Origin of the sequence: Pelomonas sp. KK5, from assembly GCF_001984095.1 — a bacterium.
In the GTDB taxonomy this organism is placed as follows: Bacteria; Pseudomonadota; Gammaproteobacteria; order Burkholderiales; family Burkholderiaceae_C; genus KK5.
Window position 1 is genome coordinate 14,632 of record NZ_LYVQ01000022.1, and the last position, 20,152, is coordinate 34,783.

A 20,152-nucleotide genomic window follows, 5' to 3' on the forward strand; every position below is an offset into this window, starting at 1 on the left:
CAGGTGTCGGAGTGAAGGCCGGCATTTTAGCCGGCCCCGACCGGTCTCAGGCCTTCGATGAGCGACGGCGCGCCACCGACCCCACGGCGACGATGCCACCCAGCATCAGCGCCCAGGTCGAGGGTTCCGGCACCGCCGTCAGCAGCAGCGCATGGACGGCGCCGCCGCTGGTGGCCACGCCGGTCACCAGGATGCTGCCGTTGTCGGCGATGCTCCAGGCGGCCGAACTGGTGCTGGTGAGGTTCCAGCCGGAGTTGGCGACAAGCAGCGAATTCAGGTTCGTCGTGCTCGTGCCGTCGTAGAAGAAGGCATTGCTGCCTTCCTTGCCCACGGCCCAGCCGCTGCTGTTGACGCCGTACGGGGCCGTGGTGGCGCCGGCCACCAGGCTCGAGATGGTCTTGAAGCCCGAGGCCGCCGACCAGATCCAGGCGGTGCTGCCGGTCTGTCCGCTGACCCAGCCGTTCTCGCTGACGCCCAGGACGGAGACGCCGCCGGAGCCGACGCTGCCGGCGTCCAGCTGGGTCAGCACGCCGGTCGCCGAGTTGTAGACGAGGCCGACCTTGGTCACGCCGTCGCCGGCCAGGCCGGTGCCCACGACCAGGCCCGCGTTGTTGATCGCGTTGGGCTGGTTCATGAAGGCGCCGTCGGCGGTCGTGGCCGACAGCACGCTGACCGAGTTCGTGGCCGTGTTCCAGATCACGCCCACCTGGGTCGCGCCCGAGCCGACCAGGCCGACGGCCTTGCCGCTGTCGTTGACGTCCGCGGCGCGGCCGGTCGAGTAGCCGGCGGGCAGCGCCAGGGCCGTCAGCGTGGGGTTGCTGACTGACCACATCTCCGGGATCAGCGTGCCGCCGCTCAGCGTGGTGCCCACGGTGGACACGGCCAGGCCGAAGTTGTTGACGCCGCCGCCGCTGAAGCTGCTGCCGGTCGCCGCGTACTTGTTGCCGGTGGCGGGCATGGTCCAGTCGCTGCGCACGCCGGTGGCGGTCGAGTAGACGAAGCCGGGGCCCGAGGTGCCCAGGCTGCGGCCCAGCGCGTAGTTGCCGCTCGACGAGAGACCCGTGGCCTGCGAGGTCGTGGTGCCGCTGGCGGCGCCCAGGTCGGTCACGGTGAACTGGATGCCGTCGGCATGGGCAGCCAGCGATGCGGCGGCCAGGGCGATGGCGGTGAGGAGTTTCTTCTGTGCCTTCATGCGGGCTCCTGAGCGGGTTGATGGGTCCGTGCCGCCACTCTAGGGACGGTGCCTGGAGGCCGCGTCAGGGTGCTCCCGGAGCACGCCTGAACTCGAAGATTTCCGGACAGGCCTGCCCAGAAACAGGCGTGCCGCCGGGCCTTGCCCCCCGCGACCCCGGGGGGCTCAGTGGCGACGCCGCCGCGCCAGCAGGGCCGCGCCCGCCAGGCCTGCCAGCATCAGCGCTCCGCTCGCCGGCTCGGGCACGGCGCTCGCCAGCACCAGCGCATGGACGACGCCCGCGCTGTTGGTGCCCGTGACGATGATGCTGCCGTTGTCGGCGAGGCCGTAGGCGGTGGCGCTGGTGTTTGTGAGCGACCAGCCGGCGGCGTTGTCGGCCAGCAGGCTGTTGAGCGTGTAGCTGCTCGTGCCGTCGAAATAGAAGCTGGTGTTGCCCGCGCTGGCCTTGCCGACCACGGCGCCGTCGCTGTTGATCGCATAGGGCGTGACGAAGCCGTTGGTGACGCCGGCGGGCAGCGGGATCACCTGCGCGCCGGTGGCGGCCGACCAGCGGAAGGCCGTGGTGCCGCCGATGGCGCCGACCACCCAGCCGTTCTCGCTCTCGCCGTACAGCGCCACCGTGGTGCTGCTGGAGATGGCGGAGAGGTCGATCCTCGTCATCGTGTCGGCCATGCTGTCGTAGACCAGGGCCACCTGGGTGCTGCTGCCTGGTGCCGCCAGGCCCGTGCCGATGACGAGGCCGGCGTTGTTGATGTTCTGCGGCGTCACCATATAGGCCGATCCGGCGGTGGCGGTGATCTGGCGCGAGGTGTTGGTGCGGGTGTCGTAGAGCACCGGCACCAGGTTGGTGGTGTTGGGGCCGGCGCCGCCGACGGCGATGCCGCTGTCGTTGATGTCCGCCACCCGGCCCAGCGTGTAGCCACCGGGCATGTTCAGGTAAGTCACCGTGCCGGTACTTGCCGACCACATGGCCGGCAGCGGCGTGGCGCCGCCGGACGTGGCGCCCAGCGTGGCCACGGCCACGCCGAGGTTGTTGACGCCGGAGACGTCGACGGTATTGGGGCCGTAGGCGCGGGTGGGGCTGGTGGGCATGGCCCAGTCGCTGCGCGTGCCGGTGGCGGCGGACCAGACGAATGCCGGCGCCCCGCCGGTCACCACCGAGCGGCCGAGCGCGTAGTTGCCGCTGGACGAGATGCTCATGCCCTGCGAGCTGGCGCCGGCGGCCCCGAGGTCGATGACCGTGTACGAGGGGGCGGCGCCGGCCTGCGCGGCGAGTGAAGAAAGGGTGGCGAGGGCGACGGTAGCGGCGAGCTTCATGGATCCTCCGGTTCTGGGGTGCCGGGGAGTCTATGAAGGCCGGTTTCAGCGCTCGCTAGGGCGCTCCCGGAGTGCGGGAGCGGTCGACAAGAAGCGGATGCGCCTGCACAGATTCAAGGCGCGATCCGATGGAAGTACCCCCTGAATGAGGGGGTGAAGCTCAGCGCACCCGCATGCCCGGCTGCGCGCCAGCGTGGGGCTCGAGGATGAAGATGCCGGGGTTGGCCTTCTCGTCGGCGTGGCTGGCTGCCATCACCATGCCTTCGCTGAGGCCGAACTTCATCTTGCGCGGGGCCAGGTTGGCCACCAGCACCGTCAGCTTGCCTTCCAGCGCAGCGGGCTCCGGGTAGGCGCTGCGGATGCCGGAGAACACGTTGCGCAGGCGGCCTTCGCCGGCGTCCAGCGTCAGGCGCAGCAGCTTGTCCGAGCCCTCGACCAGCTCGGCCTTGACGATCTTGGCGATGCGCAGGTCGACCTTGGAGAAATCGTCGATCTTGATCTCCGGGGCCAGGTCTTCACCGCCGGGGATGACCTTGGGTGCCGGCGGGGGCTCGAACAGCGCGTCCAGCAGCTTCGGGTCGACGCGCTGCATCAGGTGCGCGTAGGTGCCGATCGTGTGGGCGCCCAGCGGCTTCTGCGCATCGGCGAAGGCGAGCGGCGCCACGTTCAGGAACACCTCCACCTTGGCGGCCAGCGCCGGCAGCACTGGCTTCAGGTAGACGGTCAGCACGCGGAAGGCCTCGATGCAGGTGCTGCAGACGTCCTGCAGCACTTGGTCCGCGCCTTCCTTCTTGGCCAGTTCCCAGGGCTTGTTGGCGTCCACGTACTCGTTGACCTTGTCGGCCAGGCCCATGATCTCGCGCAGCGCCTTGCCGAACTCGCGCTCCTCGTACAGCTCGGCGATGGCGGCGCCGTGGGCGCGCAGCGCGTCGAGCAAGACCTGACCCTCCACACCGACGTCGGCCGAGAGCTGGCCGCCGAAGCGCTTGGCCAGGAAGCCGGCGGCGCGCGAGGCGATGTTGATGTACTTGCCGACCAGGTCGCTGTTGATGCGGGCGACGAAGTCCTCGGGGTTGAAGTCCAGGTCCTCGACCTTGGCGTTGAGCTTGGCGGCGATGTAGTAGCGCAGGTGCTCGGCGTCCAGGCCCAGCTTCAGGTACTTCAGCGGGTCCAGGCCGGTGCCGCGGCTCTTGCTCATCTTCTCGCCGCCGTTGACGGTCAGGAAGCCGTGCACGAAGACGTGGTTGGGCGTCTTGCGGCCGCTGAAGTGCAGCATCGCGGGCCAGAACAGCGTGTGGAAGTAGGTGATGTCCTTGCCGATGAAGTGGACCTGCTCGACCGACGGGTCCGCCATGAAGGCGTCGTAGTCGCGGCCGGTCTTGCCGAAGTAGTTCTTCAGCGAGGCCAGGTAGCCGATCGGCGCGTCCAGCCAGACGTAGAAGTACTTGCCCGGCGCATCGGGGATCTCGATGCCGAAATAGGGCGCGTCGCGCGAGATGTCCCAGTCGCCGAGGCCGCCGTTGCCTTCCTCGTCCTTGGTGAACCACTCCTTGATCTTGTTCAGCACCTCGCCCTGCAGGCGGCCGGGCGTCTGCGTCCACTCTTCCAGGAAGGCCACGCAGCGCGGGTCGCTCAACTTGAAGAAGTAGTGCTCGGAGGTCTTCAGGATCGGCGTGGCGCCGGTCAGCACGCTGAAGGGGTTGATCAGCTCGGTGGGCGTGTAGACCGCGCCGCAGACCTCGCAGGAGTCGCCGTACTGGTCCTTGCTGTGGCACTTCGGGCACTCGCCCTTGATGAAGCGGTCGGGCAGGAACATCGACTTCTCGGGGTCGAAGAACTGCTCGATCGTCTTCACCTCGATCAGCTCGTTCTTGCGCAGCGCGAGGTAGATGTCCTTGGACAGCTCGTGGTTCTCGGCGCCGTCGGTCGAGTGCCAGTTGTCGAAGGAGATGTGGAAGCCGTCCAGGTACTGCTTGCGGCCGCCGGCGATATTGGCCACGAACTGCTGCGGCGTGATGCCCGCCTTCTCGGCCGCGATCATGATCGGCGCGCCGTGGGCGTCGTCGGCGCAGACGAAGTGCACCTCCGTGCCCTTCTGCATGCGCTGGAAGCGCACCCAGATATCGGCCTGGGTGTACTCCATGATGTGGCCGATGTGGAAGTTCGCGTTCGCGTAGGGCAGGGCGGTGGTGACGAAGAGCTTGCGGGTCATGGAGTCGGGGCCGGGTTGGGCAAGAGCGGGATTTTACGTTCTGCGGGCATAACGCCCTGCCATGACGGTGCAGGCGACCAGCTGCAGCTGGTGATAGAACATCACCGGCAGCACGATGACGCCCAGCGCCGGATGCGCGCCGAACAGCAGCTTGGCCATCGGCACGCCGGAGGCCATGCTTTTCTTGGAGCCACAGAAGACGGCGGCGATCTCGTCTTCCGCGCCGAGGCCGATACGCCGGGCCGCCCAGGTCGACAAGGCGAGCACCAGGCCCAGCAGCAGCGCGGCGCCGGCCACGCCGGCCAGCAGCAGCCCCGCGCCGTGGTCGCGCCACAGCCCGCCCTCCACCGAGTCGCAGAAGGCCGCGAACACCAGCATCAGGATCACCCAGCGGTCGATCAGCGTCGTGTAGCGCTTGTAGCGGTGGTGCCACTTCAGCATCACCGGCCGCAGCAACTGGCCCAGCACCAGCGGCAGCAGCAGCAGGCGGCCGAGGCTGAGGATGGTGCCGCCGATGTCCAGTGACACGTGGCCGCCGGCGCCCACCATCGCCACCAGCAGCGCCGGCGTCGCGACGATGCCCAGCAGGCTGGACAGCGTGGCGTTGAAGATCGCGGCCGGGACGTTGCCGCGGGCGATGGCCGTCATCGCCACCGAGGACGAGATCGTCGACGGCAGCGCGCAGAGGTAGGCGAAGCCCAGCGCCAGGTCCGGCGCCAGCCAGCGGCCCAGCAGCGCATCCAGCCCGCACCACAGCAGCGGGAACAGGCCGAAGGTGCAGAGCTGCACCAGCAGGTGCACGCGCCAGCGGGACAGGCCGTGGCGCAATTCATGGGTGGACAGGCCCAGGCCGGTCAGGAAGAAGATCAGTGCGACGCCGGCGTGGCTGAGCAGGTCCAGATGCAGCAGGCCGCCGCTGCGGCCCAGGGCCGGGAAGGCGCTGGCGGCGGCGATGGCGGCCAGCAGGCTGAGCATGAACCACTCCTTGCGGAGCACGCGGCTGAGCCGGGCAGCCGGCGGGAGGGGAGGGTGTCGGGACAAACTGCGAGGCCCCGCGGGCCGCGGGGGTACAACTGGAACAACAGCGGGGAAGGAAGGATCAGGGCGTCTCGGTGGCCGGCGGTTCGGCGGAGCCGGCATCGCCGTTCTCGTCGGGTTCGGAGGCCTCACCGGCTTCGTCGCCAGGGCCGTCCTGTCCCTTGTTCTGCAGCTTGCGCAAGCGCTTTTCTTCGTTCTTCTTCTTCTTGGCCAGTTCGCGTTGGCGCTTCTCGTACGAGTAATTCGGTGTGGCCAAAGGCGTGCTCCTGCAACTGGTGTCCGCGTCGTGCGGCGGTCCGTCACTGTAACCCGTGGCCGCGCCGGGTGGTTCAAGACGGGGCTGTGACAGCCCGGAGCCACTTGTCATTTAGCGTGTGAACTTGCGTCGAAGTCTTAGGGATAGAGCCTAAGTTCATGATTCTTAAGGGCAGTGAAGGCTATCCACCGATGCTGTGGATAACTTTGTGGGCAAGCTGTCCGCGGGATCGCTAAACCCTTGTAAATCCGCCCTTCAAGTTAGGGTGCCTCATTTCTAGGCACCCTGGGGCTTCTCATATGAATCAATGACTTAGCAGCGGCTGGGGGAAACCTGTAGGGAATACGGAGTGGGTGTAGCAAGCTGGCGTGGGCACCAGCGGGTTCCGACAGAAATGGGGATAAGTCAAGCGTTCGGACGATGAAATCACCTCTTTTTGCGCCGCGCCGGCAGTGTCGCCCGGGGTGAGCTGTAGCGCCGGGGCAACGTCACGATGGAGATGATGGCCCGGGCCAACCCCCGGAAGGCGCTTGCGGCGGGGTCGCTAAAATCGCGCCTTTGCAAAAAGGCACGGACCACAATCCCGATGGCGCAGGCACAGACGAAAGACAAGAACAACAACAAGGGCGCCAAGGGCTCCGGCCTGGAGCTGAAGAGCGCTTCGCTGAGCCTGCTGTCCCTGGTGCTGCGTTCGCCCGATCCGGCCGAGCTGGCCGCGGCGCTGCAAGCCAAGCTGGGTGACACGCCGGGCATGTTCAACAACGATCCGCTGCTGCTCGACCTGTCGCAGCTGGAGCGGCGCCCGGCGCCGGCCGGCGGCGAGCAGGGCCAGCAGCTGGAGCTGGATGCGCCGCGTGACGAGCCGCTGGACCTGGCCGCCGTCGTCGCGCTGCTGCGCGGGCACGGCATGCAGCCGGTGGCCGTGCAGGGCGCCTCGGACGAGGAGCAGGCGCAGGCCCGCGCGCTGGGGCTGGCCGAATCGGCCGCGGACGACCTGGCGCCGCAGCGGGCCGAGAAGGCCGTCGAGAAGGTGGTCGAGCAGGTCGAGGTGATTCGCGAGGTGGAGGTGATCCGCGAAGTCGCCGTGCCCGGCGAGCCGGCCAGGACCGTCATCGTCGACAAGCCGCTGCGCTCCGGCCAGCAGGTCTACGCCAAGGGCGCGGACCTGGTGGTGATGGCGCTGGTCAACCCCGGCGCCGAGGTGATCGCCGACGGCAACATCCACGTCTACGCCCCGCTGCGCGGCAAGGCCATCGCCGGCGCCCGCGGCAACACCGACGCCCGCATCTTCGCGCTGAGCATGGAGGCCGAGCTGATCGCGATCGCCGGCATCTACCGCACGACCGAAAACCCGCTGCCAGACAACGTGCTGCGCAAGCCCGCCCAAATCCGGCTCGATGGCGAGAAGCTCGTCATGGACCCCATCTGACACATACACAAAGGAAAGATTCGATGCCAACCAAGATCGTCGTCGTGACCTCCGGCAAGGGTGGCGTGGGCAAGACCACCACCAGCGCCAGCTTCGCCACGGGACTGGCCATGCGCGGCCACAAGACCTGCGTGATCGACTTCGACGTCGGCCTGCGCAACCTCGACCTGATCATGGGCGTGGAGCGCCGCGTGGTCTACGACTTCATCAACGTGATCAACGAGGAAGCCAAGCTCAGCCAGGCGCTGATCAAGGACAAGCAGATCGACAACCTCTACATCCTGGCCGCCTCGCAGACCCGCGACAAGGACGCGCTGAAGGAGGAGGGCGTCGAGCGCGTGCTGGAGGAGCTGAAGGCGATGGACTTCGCCTACATCGTCTGCGACTCGCCGGCCGGCATCGAGACCGGCGCGCTGATGGCCATGCACTTCGCCGACGAGGCGCTGATCGTCACCAACCCCGAGGTCTCCTCGGTGCGCGACAGCGACCGCATCCTGGGCATGCTCAACAGCAAGACCAAGCGCGCGATCGACGGCAAGGAGCCGATCAAGGAACACCTGCTGATCACCCGCTACAACCCCAACCGGGTGGAGGGTGGCCACATGCTCTCGCTGGAGGACATCCACGAGATCCTGCGCACCCCGCTGATCGGCGTGATCCCGGAGAGCGAGATCGTGCTGCAGGCCTCCAACCAGGGCACGCCGGCGATCGCGATGAACGGCAGCGACGTCTCCGAGGCCTACAAGGACGTGATCCGCCGCTTCGAGGGCGAGGAGCGACCGATGCGCTTCATCGAAGCCGTCAAGCCCGGCCTGTTCAAGCGCCTGTTCGGCGGCAAGTGAGGGGAGCGGCTCACGATGGGATTTCTCAACTTTTTCCTGGGCGAGAAGAAGAGCACGGCCAGCGTCGCCAAGGAGCGGCTTCAGCTGATCCTGGCCCATGAGCGCAGCGGCCGCGGCACCAGCCCCGAGTACCTGCCGCAGCTGCAGCGCGAGCTTCTGGCGGTGATCTCCAAGTACGTGTCCATCGACCTGAAGGACATCCAGGTCACCACCGAGAAGCAGGGCGACATGGAAGTGCTCGCCGTGAAGATCGAGCTGCCGGACGGGAAGTAGGAAGAACCGAGGCCATGGCGCTGCGCATCGTCCGCCTCGGCACGCCGCGCGCGAGCGGCGAGGGCCTGCGCATCGGCACCGTGCGGCGCCCGCCGCGCGGTGTGCCGAAGGCCGAGTTCGCCACGCGGGACTTCTACGACACCTGGTTGCCGGCGCTGTCTCCGTCGGCGGAGCTGATGAAGCTGGGCCAGGAAGCCGCGAGCGACAAGGACTGGGCCGCCTTCGTCAGGAAGTTCCGCGCCGAGCTGAACGAACCGGATGCGCTGCGCCTGCTGGAGCTGCTGGCGGCGCTGTCGCACACGACGGATCTGTCGATCGGCTGCTATTGCGAGGACGAGCAGCGCTGCCACCGCTCGGTGCTGCGTGAACTGCTCGCCGAGCGTGCCGCTGAACTAGCGCGTTAGCCCCTGCCGGGCGCGCGCCTGCTCGCGCATCATGAACAGGTACAGGCTCTCCACCTTCGCCCGCGCCCATGGCGTCTTGCGCAGGAACTTCAGGCTCGAGGCCACGCTCGGGTCGCTCTGGAAGCAGCGGATCGGGATCTGGCGGCCGAGTTCGTCCCAGCCGAAATAGTCCGCAAGGCGCGTGACGATCATCTCGAGCGTGACGCCATGCATCGGGTCATTGGTCATGGGCGCATTGTCCTCGCTCAGGCGAACAGCTCGATGGCCTGGGGCGCCTCGATCGCCACCGGGCTGCGCGGGCAGGCCACGCAGGGCAGGATCCAGCCTTCCTGCTTTTCCTCGAGGCTCAGGCCGGGCCACTTGATCCGGTGCTCGATGCGGCCGTCCAGCAGCTTCGCGATGCAGCTGCGGCAGGTGCCGTTGCGGCAGGAGCTGGGCAGCTGGATGCCGGCGTCCAGCGCGGCCATCAGCAGGGTCTGGTCGGCGGCGCAGGCGAAGGACCAGCCCTGCGGCGCGACGGTGACGGGGAATTCATCCATGCCCGCATGATGCGGGACAATCAGCGTTTTTCGTCCGCCGATTCCCGATGTCCCCGCTCAAGTACCTCCAAGGCTATGCGCCCGCGCTGCAGGCGCAGGTGGCGCAGCTGTTGGCGGACGGCAAGCTCGGCGAACTGCTCCAGCGCAAGTATCCGGACACCCACGAGGTGCGCAGCGACAAGGCCCTGTTCGACTACACGAACGAGCTGAAGGCCCGCCACATGCGCAATGCGCCGCCGCTGAACCTGGTGCGCTTCGATGCCAAGCTGAAGATCCTGCAGCACGCGCTGGGCACCCATACCCGCGCGCCGCAGCAGCAGGGCCAGAAGCTGAAGATGCGCCGCGAGATCCGCGTGGCCTCGCTGTTCCGCGAGGCGCCGGCCGAGTTCCTGAAGATGATCGTCGTGCACGAGCTGGCCCACATCAAGGAGGCCGAGCACGACAAGGCCTTCTACGCCTTGTGCCACCACATGGCGCCGGACTACGCGCAGCTCGAATTCGACACGCGGGTGTGGCTGACCTGGAAGGAGTCCGTCGAATGATCCTGTTAGCCCCGATGGAGGGCCTGCTGGACCACATGCTGCGCGACATCCTCACCCGCGCCGGCGGCATCGACCGCTGTGTCTCCGAGTTCATCCGCATCACCGACATGCTGATGCCCAACCGCGTCTTCACCCGCATCGTGCCCGAGCTGAAGACCGGTGGCCGCACGCCGGCCGGCGTGCCGGTGCGAGCGCAGCTGCTGGGCTCGGACCCGGTCTGCATGGCCGAGAACGCGGCCAAGCTCGCCGCGCTGGGGCCCGAGGGCATCGACCTGAACTTCGGCTGCCCGGCCAAGTGCGTGAACCGCCACCGCGGCGGCGCGGTGCTGCTGGACGAGCCCGAACTGCTGCACGAGATCGTCGCCGCCGTGCGCCGGGCGGTGCCGGCCCACATCCCGGTCTCGGCCAAGATGCGCCTGGGCTACAACGACACGTCACGCAGCCTCGACTGCGCGCTGGCCCTGGCCGGCGCCGGCGCGGGCGAGCTGGTGATCCACGCTCGCACCAAGGCCGACGGCTACAAGCCGCCCGCCTACTGGGACCGCATCGCCGCGCTGCGCGAGGCGGTCACGGTGCCGGTGGTGGCCAACGGCGAGATCTGGACCGTGGCCGATGCCGCCGCGGCGCGTGCGCAGTCCGGCTGCGAGCACCTGATGCTGGGCCGCGGCATGGTGGCCAACCCGGGCCTGGCGCTGGCGATCCGCTCGCCCGGCGCCACGCCGCTGACCTGGGGCCAGGTCTTGCCCCTGATGCGCGATTTCTTCGCGCTGGTGCGCACCCATGTCCAGCCCAAGCACCAGGCCGGCCGGCTCAAGCAATGGCTGCACTACCTGCGCCGCCACCATCCCGAGGCGGAAGACGCCTATTTCCAACTGCGCACCGTCAACTCGCCCGACGAGTTGCAGCAGCGCCTGTTCGCTTCCCTATGAAATCCCTGTTCCTGAGCCTGGCGCTGGCCGGCAGCGTGGCGCACGCCGCCGACATCTCCCTCGAACGCATCACCAGCGACCCGCCGCTGCAGGGCAGCGTGCCGCGCCAGGCCGAGATCTCGCCGGGTGGCGGCTGGGTCAGCATGCTGCGGCCCTCGGCGCAGGACAGCGAGCAGCTCGAGCTGTGGGGCCAGCCAAGCGCCGGCGGCGCGCCGCGCCTGCTGGCCTCGGCCGCGCAACTGCTGGGCGGCCAGCAGCAGAAGCTCAGCGAGGCCGAGAAGATGGCGCTGGAGCGCAAGCGCATCACCCAGGGTGGCATCACCAGCTACCGCTGGTGCGGCGACGCAGACCAGGCGCTGGTGTTCCCGCTCTCCGGCGACCTGTACCTGCTGCGCCTGGACGGCCAGCCCGCGCTGCGCCTGACGAGCGACCCCGATCAACCCAAGCAGGATCCGGTCTGTTCGCCCGACGGCCGCAGCATCGCCTACGTGAAGGGCGGCAATCTGTGGGTGCAGCCGCTGGACGGCGGCCCCCGCGCGCTGACGAACGAGAAAGCCGACGCGGTCAGCCACGGCCTGGCCGAGTTCATCGCCGCCGAGGAGCTCGGCCGCCAGCGCGGCTTCTGGTGGTCGCCGGACGGCAAGCGCATCCTGGCGATGCGGGTGGACGAGAGCGGCGTGCCGCTGAAGACCCGCGCGCAGATCTTCGCGGACCACACGGCGATGACCGAGCAGCGCTACCCGAGCGCCGGCGAGAACAACGCCAAGGTCACGGCCTTCGCCATCGACGTGGCCGATGGCCGCGCCACCGCACTGCCGCTCCCGCCCGAGGCCGAGTACATCGTGCGCGCCGGCTGGTTCGCCGACGGCACGCCCTGGCTGCAGTGGATGCGCCGCGACCAGACCCAGCTGGCGCTGACCGAGTTCGCCGCCGGCAAGCCGCCGCGCCAGCTGATCGACGAGCGCGACGCCGCCTGGGTCGATACCCACGACGACCTGGCCGAGCTGAAGGGCCTGCAGCTGTCCGGCAAGCCGGCGCTGCTGTGGAGCAGCGAGCGCTCCGGCCGCAAGCAGCTGCTGCTGGTGGACCGTGTCAGCGGTGCGCGCCACGCGCTCACCAGGCAGGACGAGGCGGTGGCCCATCTGGTCTGCGCCGGCGGTGGCCGCATCGTCTTCGCCGGCGCGGTGGACCGGGCGCGCGGCCAGGAGCTGTTCATCAGCGACCTGCAGGGCCATGTGCACCCGCTGGAGGGCAGCGCCCCGCGCCAGTGGCGCGATGCCAGCGCCGACCGCGCCTGCGGCCGCCTGCTGGTGACCCGCTCCGCCTGGGGTGCGCCGCCGCGGCTGGCCCTGCTGGACGCAGCCGGCCAGGCCGCGCCGATCGAGCTGCCCGCCGACCCGCCGCAGCCGCTGCTGGCCGAGATCACGCCGCAGCCGCAGGTGCTGGACATCAAGGCCGCCGATGGCATCACGCCGCTGAACGCCTTCTTCCTGGCACCGCTGGACGGCAGGCCGGGCCGGCATGCGACCCTGGTGCTGGCCTACGGCGGCCCCACCGGCGCCACCGTCAGCTGGGCCTGGCCGCGCGATACCGCGCTGATGGCCCACTGGCAGCGCCTCGGCTTCGGCATTCTGATGCTGGACACGCGTGGCATGGGCCACCGCGACCGCGGCTTCACCCGCGCCCACTACCGCGCCTTCGGCAAGGTGGAGGTGGCGGACCTGTTCGCCGCCACCCGGCAACTGCCCCATCTGGTCGATAACGTCGATCCTCAGCGCATCGGCTTCTGGGGCTGGTCCTATGGCGGCTTCCTGGCGGCCCGCGCGATGCTCGATGCCGACACCCCCTTCGCCGCGGCCGCCGGCGTCGCCCCGCCGACCGACTGGATGCTCTACGACACCGCCTACACCGAGCGCTATCTCGGCCTGCCCGAAGGCGGCAAGGCCGCGCCCTATCGCGACTCCAACCTGATCGCCCGCGCCGGGCTGCTCGCCAAGCCGCTGCTGCTGGTCCACGGCACCGCCGACGACAACGTGCTGTTCGACAACTCGCTGCAGCTGATCCAGGCCCTGCAGGACGAGGGCAAGGCCTTCGAGCTGATGATCTACCCGGGCAAGGCGCACGGCATCGCCGGCCGCAAGGCGCGGCTGCACCTGTACCGCACGCTGGACAGCTTCTTCACGCGAACCTTGAAGCCATGACGCTTGTCTATTCCACGGACTCGGGGCGCATGTGCCCCGACTGCCGCAAGCCGATGGCGCAATGCCAATGCAAGGCGAGCAAGCGCCCCGAGGGTGACGGCATCGTGCGCATCAGCCGCGAGAAGCGCTCCGGCAAGACGGTCAGCGTCGTCAAGGGCCTGCCGCTGGAGGCCGAGGCGCTAGCCGTCTTCGCCAAGCAGTTGAAGGCCGCCTGCGGCAGCGGCGGCACGGTCAAGGACTGGGTGGTCGAGATCCAGGGCGATCACGTCGACAAGCTGATGGCCGCCGTCGCCGCGGCAGGCCACAAGGTCAAGCGCGCGGGCGGCTGAGCGAGGCGGCGCTTCAGCCCGCCGGCCAGATGAAGCTCTGGTGCGCCGCCTTGCCCTGCGCGACGGTGATGTTCTGCGTGATCGTCCGGCCGGCGAATTCCGCGTCCACGCTGTACTGCCCCGGCGGCAGCTTGACCAGCAGCAGCGGGCCCTGCGCGGTGGTCTGCAGCACGGCCGCGTGGCGCGCGTCGCGGATCGTGACGGCCACGTTCGACGCATAGTCGGCGCGCGGCTGCGTGTTGACGGCGAACTCCAGCGTCAGCGGCCAGCTGGGGCTGATCGCCTTCATCGCCGTCGACTCGTCGATGCCGATGCCGCCGCTGATGTACTCGACCGAGCCGCTGCGCTGCAGGGCCGGCACGAACTGCTGCTGGGCCAGCGCGGCGGTGCCGGCGGCCAGGGTGCCGCCGAGCAGGGCGGCCGTGATCAGGTGCTTTTTGGCGATGTTCATCTGCGTGTCTCCTTTGGGCTTGCGGCACAGGCGCTTCAGGGCCTGCATCGGCCGGCGCTGCAGGCGGTCGGCGATGATGTGCAGGACCTCGGGGTTCCAGCACATGCCGCAGTGGCTGGCCTGGACTTCCACATGCTCCACCTGGTGGTCCTCGCCGGGCTGGATGCAGGCCTGCCAGGCGACGACGCCGTCGGTGCGGCTGTAGATGGAGGTGCTGGGCACGGCGGGCGCGGTGCTCAGCTGGCGTTGCAGCTTCTCGTCGCGCGGCAGCGGGCGGCCGTTGACCAGGCGCCAGAGCAGGCCGACGCGGACCTGGTCGGGCCCGCCGGCGAAGGGTGCGGCGATCGTGATGACCTGGCGGACGTTGGCGGACAGGTCGGTGCGCAGGTGCTTGGCCACCTCGCGGGCGTAGATGCCGCCGAGGCTCCAGCCCAGCAGGGTCACGCCTTCGTCCTTGTGGGCGGCCACCATCTGGTGGATGTCCTCGGCCAGCTCGCGCAGCCAGGTGGCCACGTCGCCCTTGGGCCCGCGGTTGAAGCCGCGGCCCCAGTCATAGACGGTGTAGCCCAGCTCCTTCAGGAACTCGCGCAGCACGGCCATCGTGCGGCCATCGCTGGCCAGGCCGGGGAAGACGACGATGGGATGACCATCGCCTCGGGGGAGGTGGTGGCGCGGCATGCGGCGCATGCCGACGTATTCGAGGGTGGCACGGATCGGTTCCATGCCGAACAGCCGGATCGACGGCGGGGCGGGCGCTGCGGTTTCCGTGCTGTTTGTGTTGACCATGATGCGGGACCTCCGGGTTCTTCGCTTGATGCCGATGATGGGGCGGGCCCATCGGCGGCGGCGTCAGCGAAGGCGGATTCCCGCGTCGGACGGCTCCGACTCAGCGGGTCAGCGGCCGTGGTCCCAGCGGTCGCCGCCGCGATCGCCGCGATAGCCGTAGCCGTCGTGGTAGCCACGGTCGCCGTAGTAGTGGCCCCGCGGGGGCAGGACGATGCAGCCGGACAGCATCGAGGCGAGAACGCCGAGGATGGCGGCGCGGGTGAGCAGTTTCTTCATGATGGGATCCAGGCGGGTGGAGAAAGTTGTGACGATTCAACGGCAGGTGGGGCCGCTCGTTGACCCCAAAAGTGCCCGGCAAATGCAAGTGTTTGTGACGTGCCGGGCAGGAACAGGGTTTGCCGCGTCGGTCCATCACCACGAAGGAGTTCCGATGATGGAAACCGATGACAACAAGGACAGCCGCGAGACGCTGTGGAAGCTGATCAAGGGCACGCGCATGTGCATGTTCGTCACGCTGCACGAGAACGGCCACCTGCATGCCCGCCCGATGACCACGCAGAACAAGGCCATCGACGAGGACGACAGCCTGTGGTTCTTCGCCTCGCGCCGCGGCGACTCGGTGGCCGATTTCGCGCTGCGGCCGGAGGTCAACCTGAGCTATGCCAACCCCGATGACGATTGCTATGTCTCGGTGTCCGGCCGCGCCAGCGTCGTCGTCGACCCGGCCAAGGTGGACGCGCTGTGGAACAAGCTGGCCGCCGCCTGGTTCCCGGGCGGGCAGACCGATCCCGACCTGGTCCTGGTGCGCGTGCGCATCACCCACGCCCACTACTGGGACGTCAAGGAAAGCAAGCTGCGCCAGCTCTACGAGATGGGCAAGGCGGCGATGACCGGCAAGCCGCCGACGAAGCTGGGTGAATCGGGCGAAGTGCGGATGCGCTGACCGGCGCCCGGCCAGGGGCCCGCGGCACAATGCGGGCCCTATGAAATTCAAGCCGCTGATCCTTGTCGCCGCCCTGGCCCTGACCCTCTCCCAGGCGGCATCCGCCACTGGCGATTCGCTGGCCGACCTGCTCGCCCGCCAGGACTACAAGGCCGCCGGCCCGCTGCTCAAGCCGCTGCTGGCCAAGAGGCAGCCGAGCGAGGCCGAACGCGCGGCCATCTACACCTGGCTGTTCGCCCGCGACGACATGGCCCAGGTCGACCGCCGCAGCCGCGCCGGCCGCGCCGCGGTGGACTGGCAGGCCGCCGGCCGCCTGGCGATGGAGACCTACGACTATCCTCGCGCCGAGACCTGCTTCAAGGCCGCGCTGGCCGCCGCGAAGACGCCGGCCGACCAGGCCGCCGCCGAGAAGGGGCTGGGCCAGCTCGAATTCCGCCTGCGCCGCTTCGACGCCGCGCTGACCCACCTCGAAGCCAGCATCGCTGCGCTGCCCACGGCCGACGGCTACGCCGCGCTGAACGAGACGCTGATCCGCCTGGGCCGCACCGACGAGGCGATCACCGCCGCCGAGACCGCGGTCAAGCTCAACCCCTACCAGGAGCTGGCCCACTACCAGCTCGGCAACGGCTACGCGCGCAAGAACTACACGCAGCTCGCCGCCGCCTACGGGCCCAGGTTCGACGAGGCAATGGCGCTGGCCAAGCGCGCGTCCGACGCCTTCGAGCAGGCCCGCTTCGACGAAGCCCGCGACCTCTCGTTCGCCGCGCTGAAGGTCTGCCCCGAACTGGGCCGGGCCCATGCGATCCTGGCCCGCACGCTGGAATCCCAGCGCTTCCTGATCGACGTGCACCGCCCCGACTACGAGCGCCGCTTCGCCGCCGCCAAGATGCCGATGGTGCCGGGCATCGAGCAGTACGTCAGCAACTGGAAAGACCTGACCCCGCGCGTCCGCAAGCGGGTGGCCCTGTCGGTGGCGCCGTGGAAGGCCTACATCCCGGTGCTGGTGGCGGGCGGCTCGCAGTTGTTCATCAAGCCGATGGCGATGAAGCTGTCCGACGCGCCAAACATGCAGTCGCTGAAGGACGCCCGCATCGACTATGACTCGCGCCTGTGGGACGACGTGCGCGGCTCCGGCGGCTACTCGACGGTGACCGGCGTCGAGGACGTGGAGCGCACGATCTTCGACCGCTACAACACGGTGCTGCACGAGCTCTCCCACCAGGTCCACGGCATCATGACCGCCGATCAGTGGCGCCAGATCCAGGATCTCTACAACAAGGCCAAGACGCGCGACGCGAAGACCCGCAACGGCTTCCTCTCGCGCTATGCCGGCGGCTCGGTGTGGGAATACTTCGCCGAGGGCGCCAACGGGCTCGAATCGCCGCCGCGCGACAAATACGACACGCGGGACATTCGTCTCGACCGGCTGCAGGCCATCGATCCCGACCTGCTGGCGCTGGAGAAGAAGTTCATGGCGCAGACCGACGTCAGCGCCAGCCTGCCGATCTCCTACGCCAATGCCGGCAATGACCTGATCGGCAACGGCAGGCTCGAACCGGCGCTGGCCTATCTGGCCAAGGCGCAGCAGGTGGCGCCGGACGACGAGCTGGTGCTCTCGTCCAGCCTGTTCGCCGAATCGCTGCGCGGTGATCGCACGGCCGTCGAGGCGCTGGCCGCGCGGGCGCTGAAGACCCATCCCGACAGCGGCACGATCCGCGTCGCCGCGGCCCAGGCGCTCTGGCACAGCGGCCATGCGCTGCCGGCGCTGCTGGACCAACTGGGGCAGGGGCGCGAACGCCTGAGCGGCGACGATGCCTTCAAGGTGGACCTGGAACTGGCCGACGGCCTGCGCAAGCTGGGTCGGGTGGACGCTGCGCTGACGCGTTATGCCGACGTGCTCAAGCACCAGGCCGACAGCCCCGAGGGCCTGTGGGGCAAGGCCGCCACGCTGGCGCTGGCCGAACGCTGGGACGAGGCCTTCGCCGCCTATGCCGAGGTGCTGCGCCTGCGGACCGGCCTGGTGCCGCTGCGGGCCGACTACACCCGCGACCTGCTGCTGGCCGGCCGCAAGGAGGACGCCCGCAAGCTGCTGAAGGAGGCCCTGCTGCTGGACGCCAATGACCCGACGCTGGTCGCGCTGGACGGCTGGATCGCGCTGGCGGACGGCGACGCGAAGCACGCGCTGGCGCGCGCCGATGAAGCTTTGGCGAAAGGCCCTTGGAGCGATCTGGGCTTGATCGTCCGGGCCGCGGCGCAGAAGGCGCTGGGGCAGGATGCGGCAGCGCTGCCTGCCGTCGGAACTCCGAGTTATGTCTACCGCGCCGACCAGTCCGCCTGGGTCTCGGTGCACGAGGGAACCGCGGCCGAGGCGCGCATCCGGCAACGACTGATTGGAGCGCAATAAGAATGGAACATCGGCAACTCGGCCGCAGCGGCCTCAAGGTCCCCGTCCTGAGCCTGGGCACCGGCACCTTCGGCGGGCAGGGCGACTTCTTCGGCAAGTGGGGCAGCACGCAGGTCGAGGAGGCGCGGCGCCTGGTCGACGTCTGCCTGGAGCACGGGCTGAACTTCTTCGACACCGCCGATGTCTATTCGGCCGGCGCCTCCGAGGAGATCCTCGGCGCGGCACTCGAAGGCCGGCGCGACCAGGCGCTGATCTCCACCAAGGCCAGCTTCTCGATGGGCAGCGGCCCGAACGACAAGGGCTCGTCGCGCTACCACCTGGTGCGCGCCTGCGAAGCCAGCCTCAAGCGCCTGAAGACCGATCACATCGACCTGTACTTCATGCACGGCTTCGATGCGCTGAGCCCGGTCGACGAGACGCTGCGCGCGCTGGACGACCTGCGCACGGCCGGCAAGATCGGCTACATCGGCGCCTCCAACTTCTCCGGCTGGCACCTGATGAAGGCGCTGGCCACCTCCGAGAAATACGGCCTGGGCCGCTACGTGGCCTACCAGGGCTACTACTCGCTGATCGGCCGCGACTACGAGTGGGAACTGATGCCGCTGGCGCTGGACCAGGGCGTGGGCACGATGGTCTGGAGCCCGCTGGGCTGGGGGCGCTTGACCGGCAAGATCCGCCGTGGCCAGGCCAGCGGCAGCGGGCGCATCGCGGCAGGCGGCGCGGTGGGCGGGCCGCCGGTCGACGACGAGAAGCTCTACGCCGTGGTCGATGCGCTGGAGTCCGTCGCCCAGGCGCGCGGCAAGACCGTGCCGCAGGTGGCACTGAACTGGCTGCTGCAGCGGCCCACGGTGGCCAACCTGGTGATCGGTGCGCGCAACGAGGAGCAGCTGCTGCAGAACCTCGGGGCGATCGGCTGGAGCCTGACCGAAGGCGAGATCGCCACGCTCGACGCCGCCAGCCGGCAGACGCCGGCATATCCGTACTGGCACCAGATGGATTTCGACGAGAGGAATCCGAAGCCTACGCGCTGGTGAGGCGGGGCAGCAGCCTCTGCTGTCCGGGCGGTGTCAGCTCGACCGCGCGGCCCTCGCCGCGCCTGAGCCAGCCGCATTCCAGCCAGTGCTGGAAGATCGCCTCCGGCAGCACGCCGGCCAGGTGGTCGCGGCGCTCGGACCAATCCAGGCAGGCGTAGGCATAACGCCGCTTTCCGGCGGAGTGCGGCGGCGGCTCCATGCCCATCCCCTGCAGCCATTCACGGCCGGCCTCGCTCAGCTCGAAGCCCTCGTTGGTGGCGCTCAGGCCGCCGATCCGCTGCAGCGTCTCGTGCAGGCTCACGCCCAGGCGCCCGGCCAGGTGGCCGTAGCAGCAGCGGGCCTCGCGCAGGCGCTGGCGGGCCGGTGCTTCCCAGGCCTTGTCGTGCGTGCCGCGCTCGGCCACCAGGGCCAGCGCCTCCAGCGCATGGGCGACCTCCGGGCCGGCCAGGCGGAAGTAGCGGTGACGGCCGCGGCTTTCGCTGGCGAGCAGGCCGGCGTCGAGCAGTTTGGCGAGATGGCCGCTGGCCGTAGGGGCGCTGACCGAGCCGGCACGCGCCAGCTCTCCCGCGCTGGCGAACTCGCCGGAGAGCAGGTAGGCCAGCATGCGCGAGCGGGCCGGGTCGGCCATCGCGGCGGCGACCCGCGCGATGCGGGGCTCGTGGGGCGTGTCGATCATCGGGCGAGCATAGTCGCCGGCACGTTCTCCAGCCAGCTGCGCTCCTCGCGCAGGATGAAGCGCTGCGCCTGAGCCCACTCGAAGTTGGCGCGGCCCTCGGGGTCGGCGCGCAGCGTGGCGCGGTAGCGCTCGTAGGCGGCCAGCGACTCGAAGCCGATCAGGCCCCAGGCGATGTCGTTCGTGCCCTCGTGCGGCAGGAAGTAGCCGATCAGCTCACCGCCGCAGCGCGGGATGACCTCGGCCCAGACCTCGGCATAACGCTGAAAGTCAGCGCGCTGGAAGGGGTCGATCTGGTAGCGGATGAAGCAGGTGAGGCGGGATGTCATGCCGCCACTGTGCCGCCGCCGGCGCCGCC

At 69.2% G+C, this 20,152-nt stretch carries 22 protein-coding genes; 11 read left to right on the forward strand and 11 right to left on the reverse strand.

Going from position 1 to position 20,152, the window contains the following annotated elements:
* Nucleotides 1–46: 46 nt before the first annotated feature.
* From B0W88_RS05070 to B0W88_RS05090, 5 genes are all read right to left on the reverse strand, one after another.
* Nucleotides 47–1,192: a PEPxxWA-CTERM sorting domain-containing protein gene (locus tag B0W88_RS05070; RefSeq protein WP_077033574.1), complete on the reverse strand. Its 1,146-nt coding sequence runs from the start codon at nt 1,190–1,192 to the stop codon at nt 47–49.
* Between the two features lie 165 nt (nt 1,193–1,357).
* Entirely contained in the window at nt 1,358–2,509 is a 1,152-nt protein-coding gene (locus tag B0W88_RS05075) for a PEP-CTERM sorting domain-containing protein (protein WP_077033575.1), read from the reverse strand.
* Between the two features lie 160 nt (nt 2,510–2,669).
* The gene (metG, locus tag B0W88_RS05080; protein WP_077033576.1) at nt 2,670–4,721 is read right to left on the reverse strand and encodes a methionine--tRNA ligase; all 2,052 of its coding nucleotides are present in this window, start codon (nt 4,719–4,721) and stop codon (nt 2,670–2,672) included.
* Between the two features lie 33 nt (nt 4,722–4,754).
* Entirely contained in the window at nt 4,755–5,696 is a 942-nt protein-coding gene (locus B0W88_RS05085) for a bile acid:sodium symporter family protein (protein ID WP_077033577.1), read from the reverse strand.
* A gap of 124 nt (nt 5,697–5,820) precedes the next feature.
* A complete protein-coding gene (locus B0W88_RS05090) occupies nt 5,821–6,015 on the reverse strand; it encodes a hypothetical protein (protein ID WP_077033578.1) in 195 nt (64 codons plus the stop codon).
* A 586-nt stretch (nt 6,016–6,601) separates the two neighbouring features.
* Between B0W88_RS05090 and minC the strand changes: the two genes are divergently transcribed.
* From minC to B0W88_RS05110, 4 genes are read left to right on the forward strand one after another with little or no spacing between them, the layout of a single operon-like run.
* Complete coding sequence (minC, locus tag B0W88_RS05095; RefSeq protein WP_077033579.1) at nt 6,602–7,444, forward strand: septum site-determining protein MinC; 843 nt, start codon at nt 6,602–6,604, stop codon at nt 7,442–7,444.
* 23 nt (nt 7,445–7,467) lie between these two features.
* Nucleotides 7,468–8,286 carry a septum site-determining protein MinD gene (minD, locus tag B0W88_RS05100; protein ID WP_077033580.1) on the forward strand — a complete coding sequence of 273 codons (819 nt, stop codon included), beginning with the start codon at nt 7,468–7,470 and terminating at the stop codon, nt 8,284–8,286.
* A 15-nt stretch (nt 8,287–8,301) separates the two neighbouring features.
* Nucleotides 8,302–8,559, forward strand: a complete 258-nt coding sequence (minE, locus tag B0W88_RS05105) for a cell division topological specificity factor MinE (RefSeq protein WP_077033581.1) — start codon at nt 8,302–8,304, stop codon at nt 8,557–8,559.
* 14 nt (nt 8,560–8,573) lie between these two features.
* Nucleotides 8,574–8,963 carry a DUF488 domain-containing protein gene (locus B0W88_RS05110; protein WP_077033582.1) on the forward strand — a complete coding sequence of 130 codons (390 nt, stop codon included), beginning with the start codon at nt 8,574–8,576 and terminating at the stop codon, nt 8,961–8,963.
* Here the strand turns inward: B0W88_RS05110 and B0W88_RS05115 are convergent.
* Together B0W88_RS05115 and B0W88_RS05120 are read right to left on the reverse strand one after the other, a co-directional pair.
* Complete coding sequence (locus tag B0W88_RS05115; RefSeq protein ID WP_077033583.1) at nt 8,952–9,191, reverse strand: VF530 family DNA-binding protein; 240 nt, start codon at nt 9,189–9,191, stop codon at nt 8,952–8,954. The genes B0W88_RS05110 and B0W88_RS05115 overlap by 12 nt on opposite strands.
* A 17-nt stretch (nt 9,192–9,208) precedes the next feature.
* Nucleotides 9,209–9,502 carry a 2Fe-2S iron-sulfur cluster-binding protein gene (locus B0W88_RS05120; RefSeq protein ID WP_077033584.1) on the reverse strand — a complete coding sequence of 98 codons (294 nt, stop codon included), beginning with the start codon at nt 9,500–9,502 and terminating at the stop codon, nt 9,209–9,211.
* A gap of 47 nt (nt 9,503–9,549) precedes the next feature.
* Here B0W88_RS05120 and B0W88_RS05125 point away from each other — a divergent pair, with 47 nt between their 5' ends.
* The 4 genes from B0W88_RS05125 to B0W88_RS05140 are packed head-to-tail and all read left to right on the forward strand — an operon-like array spanning nt 9,550 to nt 13,503.
* Nucleotides 9,550–10,044: a M48 family metallopeptidase gene (locus tag B0W88_RS05125; RefSeq protein ID WP_077033585.1), complete on the forward strand. Its 495-nt coding sequence runs from the start codon at nt 9,550–9,552 to the stop codon at nt 10,042–10,044.
* On the forward strand, nt 10,041–10,973 hold the full coding sequence (locus B0W88_RS05130; protein WP_077033586.1) for a tRNA-dihydrouridine synthase: 933 nt from the start codon (nt 10,041–10,043) through the stop codon (nt 10,971–10,973). Before B0W88_RS05125 ends, B0W88_RS05130 begins: the two co-directional genes overlap by 4 nt.
* Nucleotides 10,970–13,174, forward strand: a complete 2,205-nt coding sequence (locus B0W88_RS05135) for an alpha/beta fold hydrolase (protein WP_077033587.1) — start codon at nt 10,970–10,972, stop codon at nt 13,172–13,174. The genes B0W88_RS05130 and B0W88_RS05135 overlap by 4 nt, the downstream gene beginning before the upstream one ends.
* Nucleotides 13,171–13,503 carry a translation initiation factor Sui1 gene (locus B0W88_RS05140; RefSeq protein WP_077033588.1) on the forward strand — a complete coding sequence of 111 codons (333 nt, stop codon included), beginning with the start codon at nt 13,171–13,173 and terminating at the stop codon, nt 13,501–13,503. Before B0W88_RS05135 ends, B0W88_RS05140 begins: the two co-directional genes overlap by 4 nt.
* 13 nt (nt 13,504–13,516) lie before the next feature.
* On the opposite strand, the gene B0W88_RS05145 is transcribed toward B0W88_RS05140, so the two are convergent.
* Nucleotides 13,517–14,740: an alpha/beta fold hydrolase gene (locus B0W88_RS05145; protein WP_077033589.1), complete on the reverse strand. Its 1,224-nt coding sequence runs from the start codon at nt 14,738–14,740 to the stop codon at nt 13,517–13,519.
* Nucleotides 14,741–14,848: 108 nt separating this feature from the next.
* Nucleotides 14,849–15,016, reverse strand: coding sequence for a hypothetical protein (locus B0W88_RS34370; protein WP_198937776.1), 168 nt, complete (start codon nt 15,014–15,016; stop codon nt 14,849–14,851).
* Nucleotides 15,017–15,173: 157 nt separating this feature from the next.
* Between B0W88_RS34370 and B0W88_RS05150 the strand changes: the two genes are divergently transcribed.
* Genes B0W88_RS05150 through B0W88_RS05160 form a run of 3 tightly spaced genes read left to right on the forward strand, consistent with a single transcriptional unit; the run spans nt 15,174 to nt 19,121 of the window.
* A complete protein-coding gene (locus tag B0W88_RS05150) occupies nt 15,174–15,683 on the forward strand; it encodes a pyridoxamine 5'-phosphate oxidase family protein (RefSeq protein ID WP_083748593.1) in 510 nt (169 codons plus the stop codon).
* Nucleotides 15,684–15,723: 40 nt separating this feature from the next.
* Nucleotides 15,724–18,087, forward strand: a complete 2,364-nt coding sequence (locus tag B0W88_RS05155) for a tetratricopeptide repeat protein (RefSeq protein ID WP_077033591.1) — start codon at nt 15,724–15,726, stop codon at nt 18,085–18,087.
* A 2-nt stretch (nt 18,088–18,089) separates the two neighbouring features.
* Entirely contained in the window at nt 18,090–19,121 is a 1,032-nt protein-coding gene (locus B0W88_RS05160) for an aldo/keto reductase (RefSeq protein WP_077033592.1), read from the forward strand.
* Here B0W88_RS05160 and B0W88_RS05165 read toward each other — a convergent pair.
* Together B0W88_RS05165 and B0W88_RS05170 are read right to left on the reverse strand one after the other, a co-directional pair.
* Entirely contained in the window at nt 19,108–19,797 is a 690-nt protein-coding gene (locus tag B0W88_RS05165; RefSeq protein WP_077033593.1) for a helix-turn-helix transcriptional regulator, read from the reverse strand. The two genes, B0W88_RS05160 and B0W88_RS05165, sit on opposite strands and share 14 nt — an antisense overlap.
* The gene (locus B0W88_RS05170; RefSeq protein WP_077033594.1) at nt 19,794–20,123 is read right to left on the reverse strand and encodes an NIPSNAP family protein; all 330 of its coding nucleotides are present in this window, start codon (nt 20,121–20,123) and stop codon (nt 19,794–19,796) included. Before B0W88_RS05170 ends, B0W88_RS05165 begins: the two co-directional genes overlap by 4 nt.
* Between the last annotated feature and the right edge of the window lie 29 nt (nt 20,124–20,152).

What these genes read in the sequence shown, in the direction of transcription:
- B0W88_RS05070 (WP_077033574.1), bottom strand. Translation starts at nt 1,192, where the DNA reads ATGAAGGCACAGAAGAAACTCCTCACCGCCATCGCCCTGGCCGCCGCA.
- B0W88_RS05075 (WP_077033575.1), bottom strand. Translation starts at nt 2,509, where the DNA reads ATGAAGCTCGCCGCTACCGTCGCCCTCGCCACCCTTTCTTCACTCGCC.
- metG (WP_077033576.1), bottom strand. Translation starts at nt 4,721, where the DNA reads ATGACCCGCAAGCTCTTCGTCACCACCGCCCTGCCCTACGCGAACGCG.
- B0W88_RS05085 (WP_077033577.1), bottom strand. Translation starts at nt 5,696, where the DNA reads ATGCTCAGCCTGCTGGCCGCCATCGCCGCCGCCAGCGCCTTCCCGGCC.
- minC (WP_077033579.1), top strand. Translation starts at nt 6,602, where the DNA reads ATGGCGCAGGCACAGACGAAAGACAAGAACAACAACAAGGGCGCCAAG.
- minD (WP_077033580.1), top strand. Translation starts at nt 7,468, where the DNA reads ATGCCAACCAAGATCGTCGTCGTGACCTCCGGCAAGGGTGGCGTGGGC.
- minE (WP_077033581.1), top strand. Translation starts at nt 8,302, where the DNA reads ATGGGATTTCTCAACTTTTTCCTGGGCGAGAAGAAGAGCACGGCCAGC.
- B0W88_RS05110 (WP_077033582.1), top strand. Translation starts at nt 8,574, where the DNA reads ATGGCGCTGCGCATCGTCCGCCTCGGCACGCCGCGCGCGAGCGGCGAG.
- B0W88_RS05115 (WP_077033583.1), bottom strand. Translation starts at nt 9,191, where the DNA reads ATGACCAATGACCCGATGCATGGCGTCACGCTCGAGATGATCGTCACG.
- B0W88_RS05120 (WP_077033584.1), bottom strand. Translation starts at nt 9,502, where the DNA reads ATGGATGAATTCCCCGTCACCGTCGCGCCGCAGGGCTGGTCCTTCGCC.
- B0W88_RS05125 (WP_077033585.1), top strand. Translation starts at nt 9,550, where the DNA reads ATGTCCCCGCTCAAGTACCTCCAAGGCTATGCGCCCGCGCTGCAGGCG.
- B0W88_RS05130 (WP_077033586.1), top strand. Translation starts at nt 10,041, where the DNA reads ATGATCCTGTTAGCCCCGATGGAGGGCCTGCTGGACCACATGCTGCGC.
- B0W88_RS05135 (WP_077033587.1), top strand. Translation starts at nt 10,970, where the DNA reads ATGAAATCCCTGTTCCTGAGCCTGGCGCTGGCCGGCAGCGTGGCGCAC.
- B0W88_RS05140 (WP_077033588.1), top strand. Translation starts at nt 13,171, where the DNA reads ATGACGCTTGTCTATTCCACGGACTCGGGGCGCATGTGCCCCGACTGC.
- B0W88_RS05145 (WP_077033589.1), bottom strand. Translation starts at nt 14,740, where the DNA reads ATGGTCAACACAAACAGCACGGAAACCGCAGCGCCCGCCCCGCCGTCG.
- B0W88_RS34370 (WP_198937776.1), bottom strand. Translation starts at nt 15,016, where the DNA reads ATGAAGAAACTGCTCACCCGCGCCGCCATCCTCGGCGTTCTCGCCTCG.
- B0W88_RS05150 (WP_083748593.1), top strand. Translation starts at nt 15,174, where the DNA reads ATGGAAACCGATGACAACAAGGACAGCCGCGAGACGCTGTGGAAGCTG.
- B0W88_RS05155 (WP_077033591.1), top strand. Translation starts at nt 15,724, where the DNA reads ATGAAATTCAAGCCGCTGATCCTTGTCGCCGCCCTGGCCCTGACCCTC.
- B0W88_RS05160 (WP_077033592.1), top strand. Translation starts at nt 18,090, where the DNA reads ATGGAACATCGGCAACTCGGCCGCAGCGGCCTCAAGGTCCCCGTCCTG.
- B0W88_RS05165 (WP_077033593.1), bottom strand. Translation starts at nt 19,797, where the DNA reads ATGATCGACACGCCCCACGAGCCCCGCATCGCGCGGGTCGCCGCCGCG.
- B0W88_RS05170 (WP_077033594.1), bottom strand. Translation starts at nt 20,123, where the DNA reads ATGACATCCCGCCTCACCTGCTTCATCCGCTACCAGATCGACCCCTTC.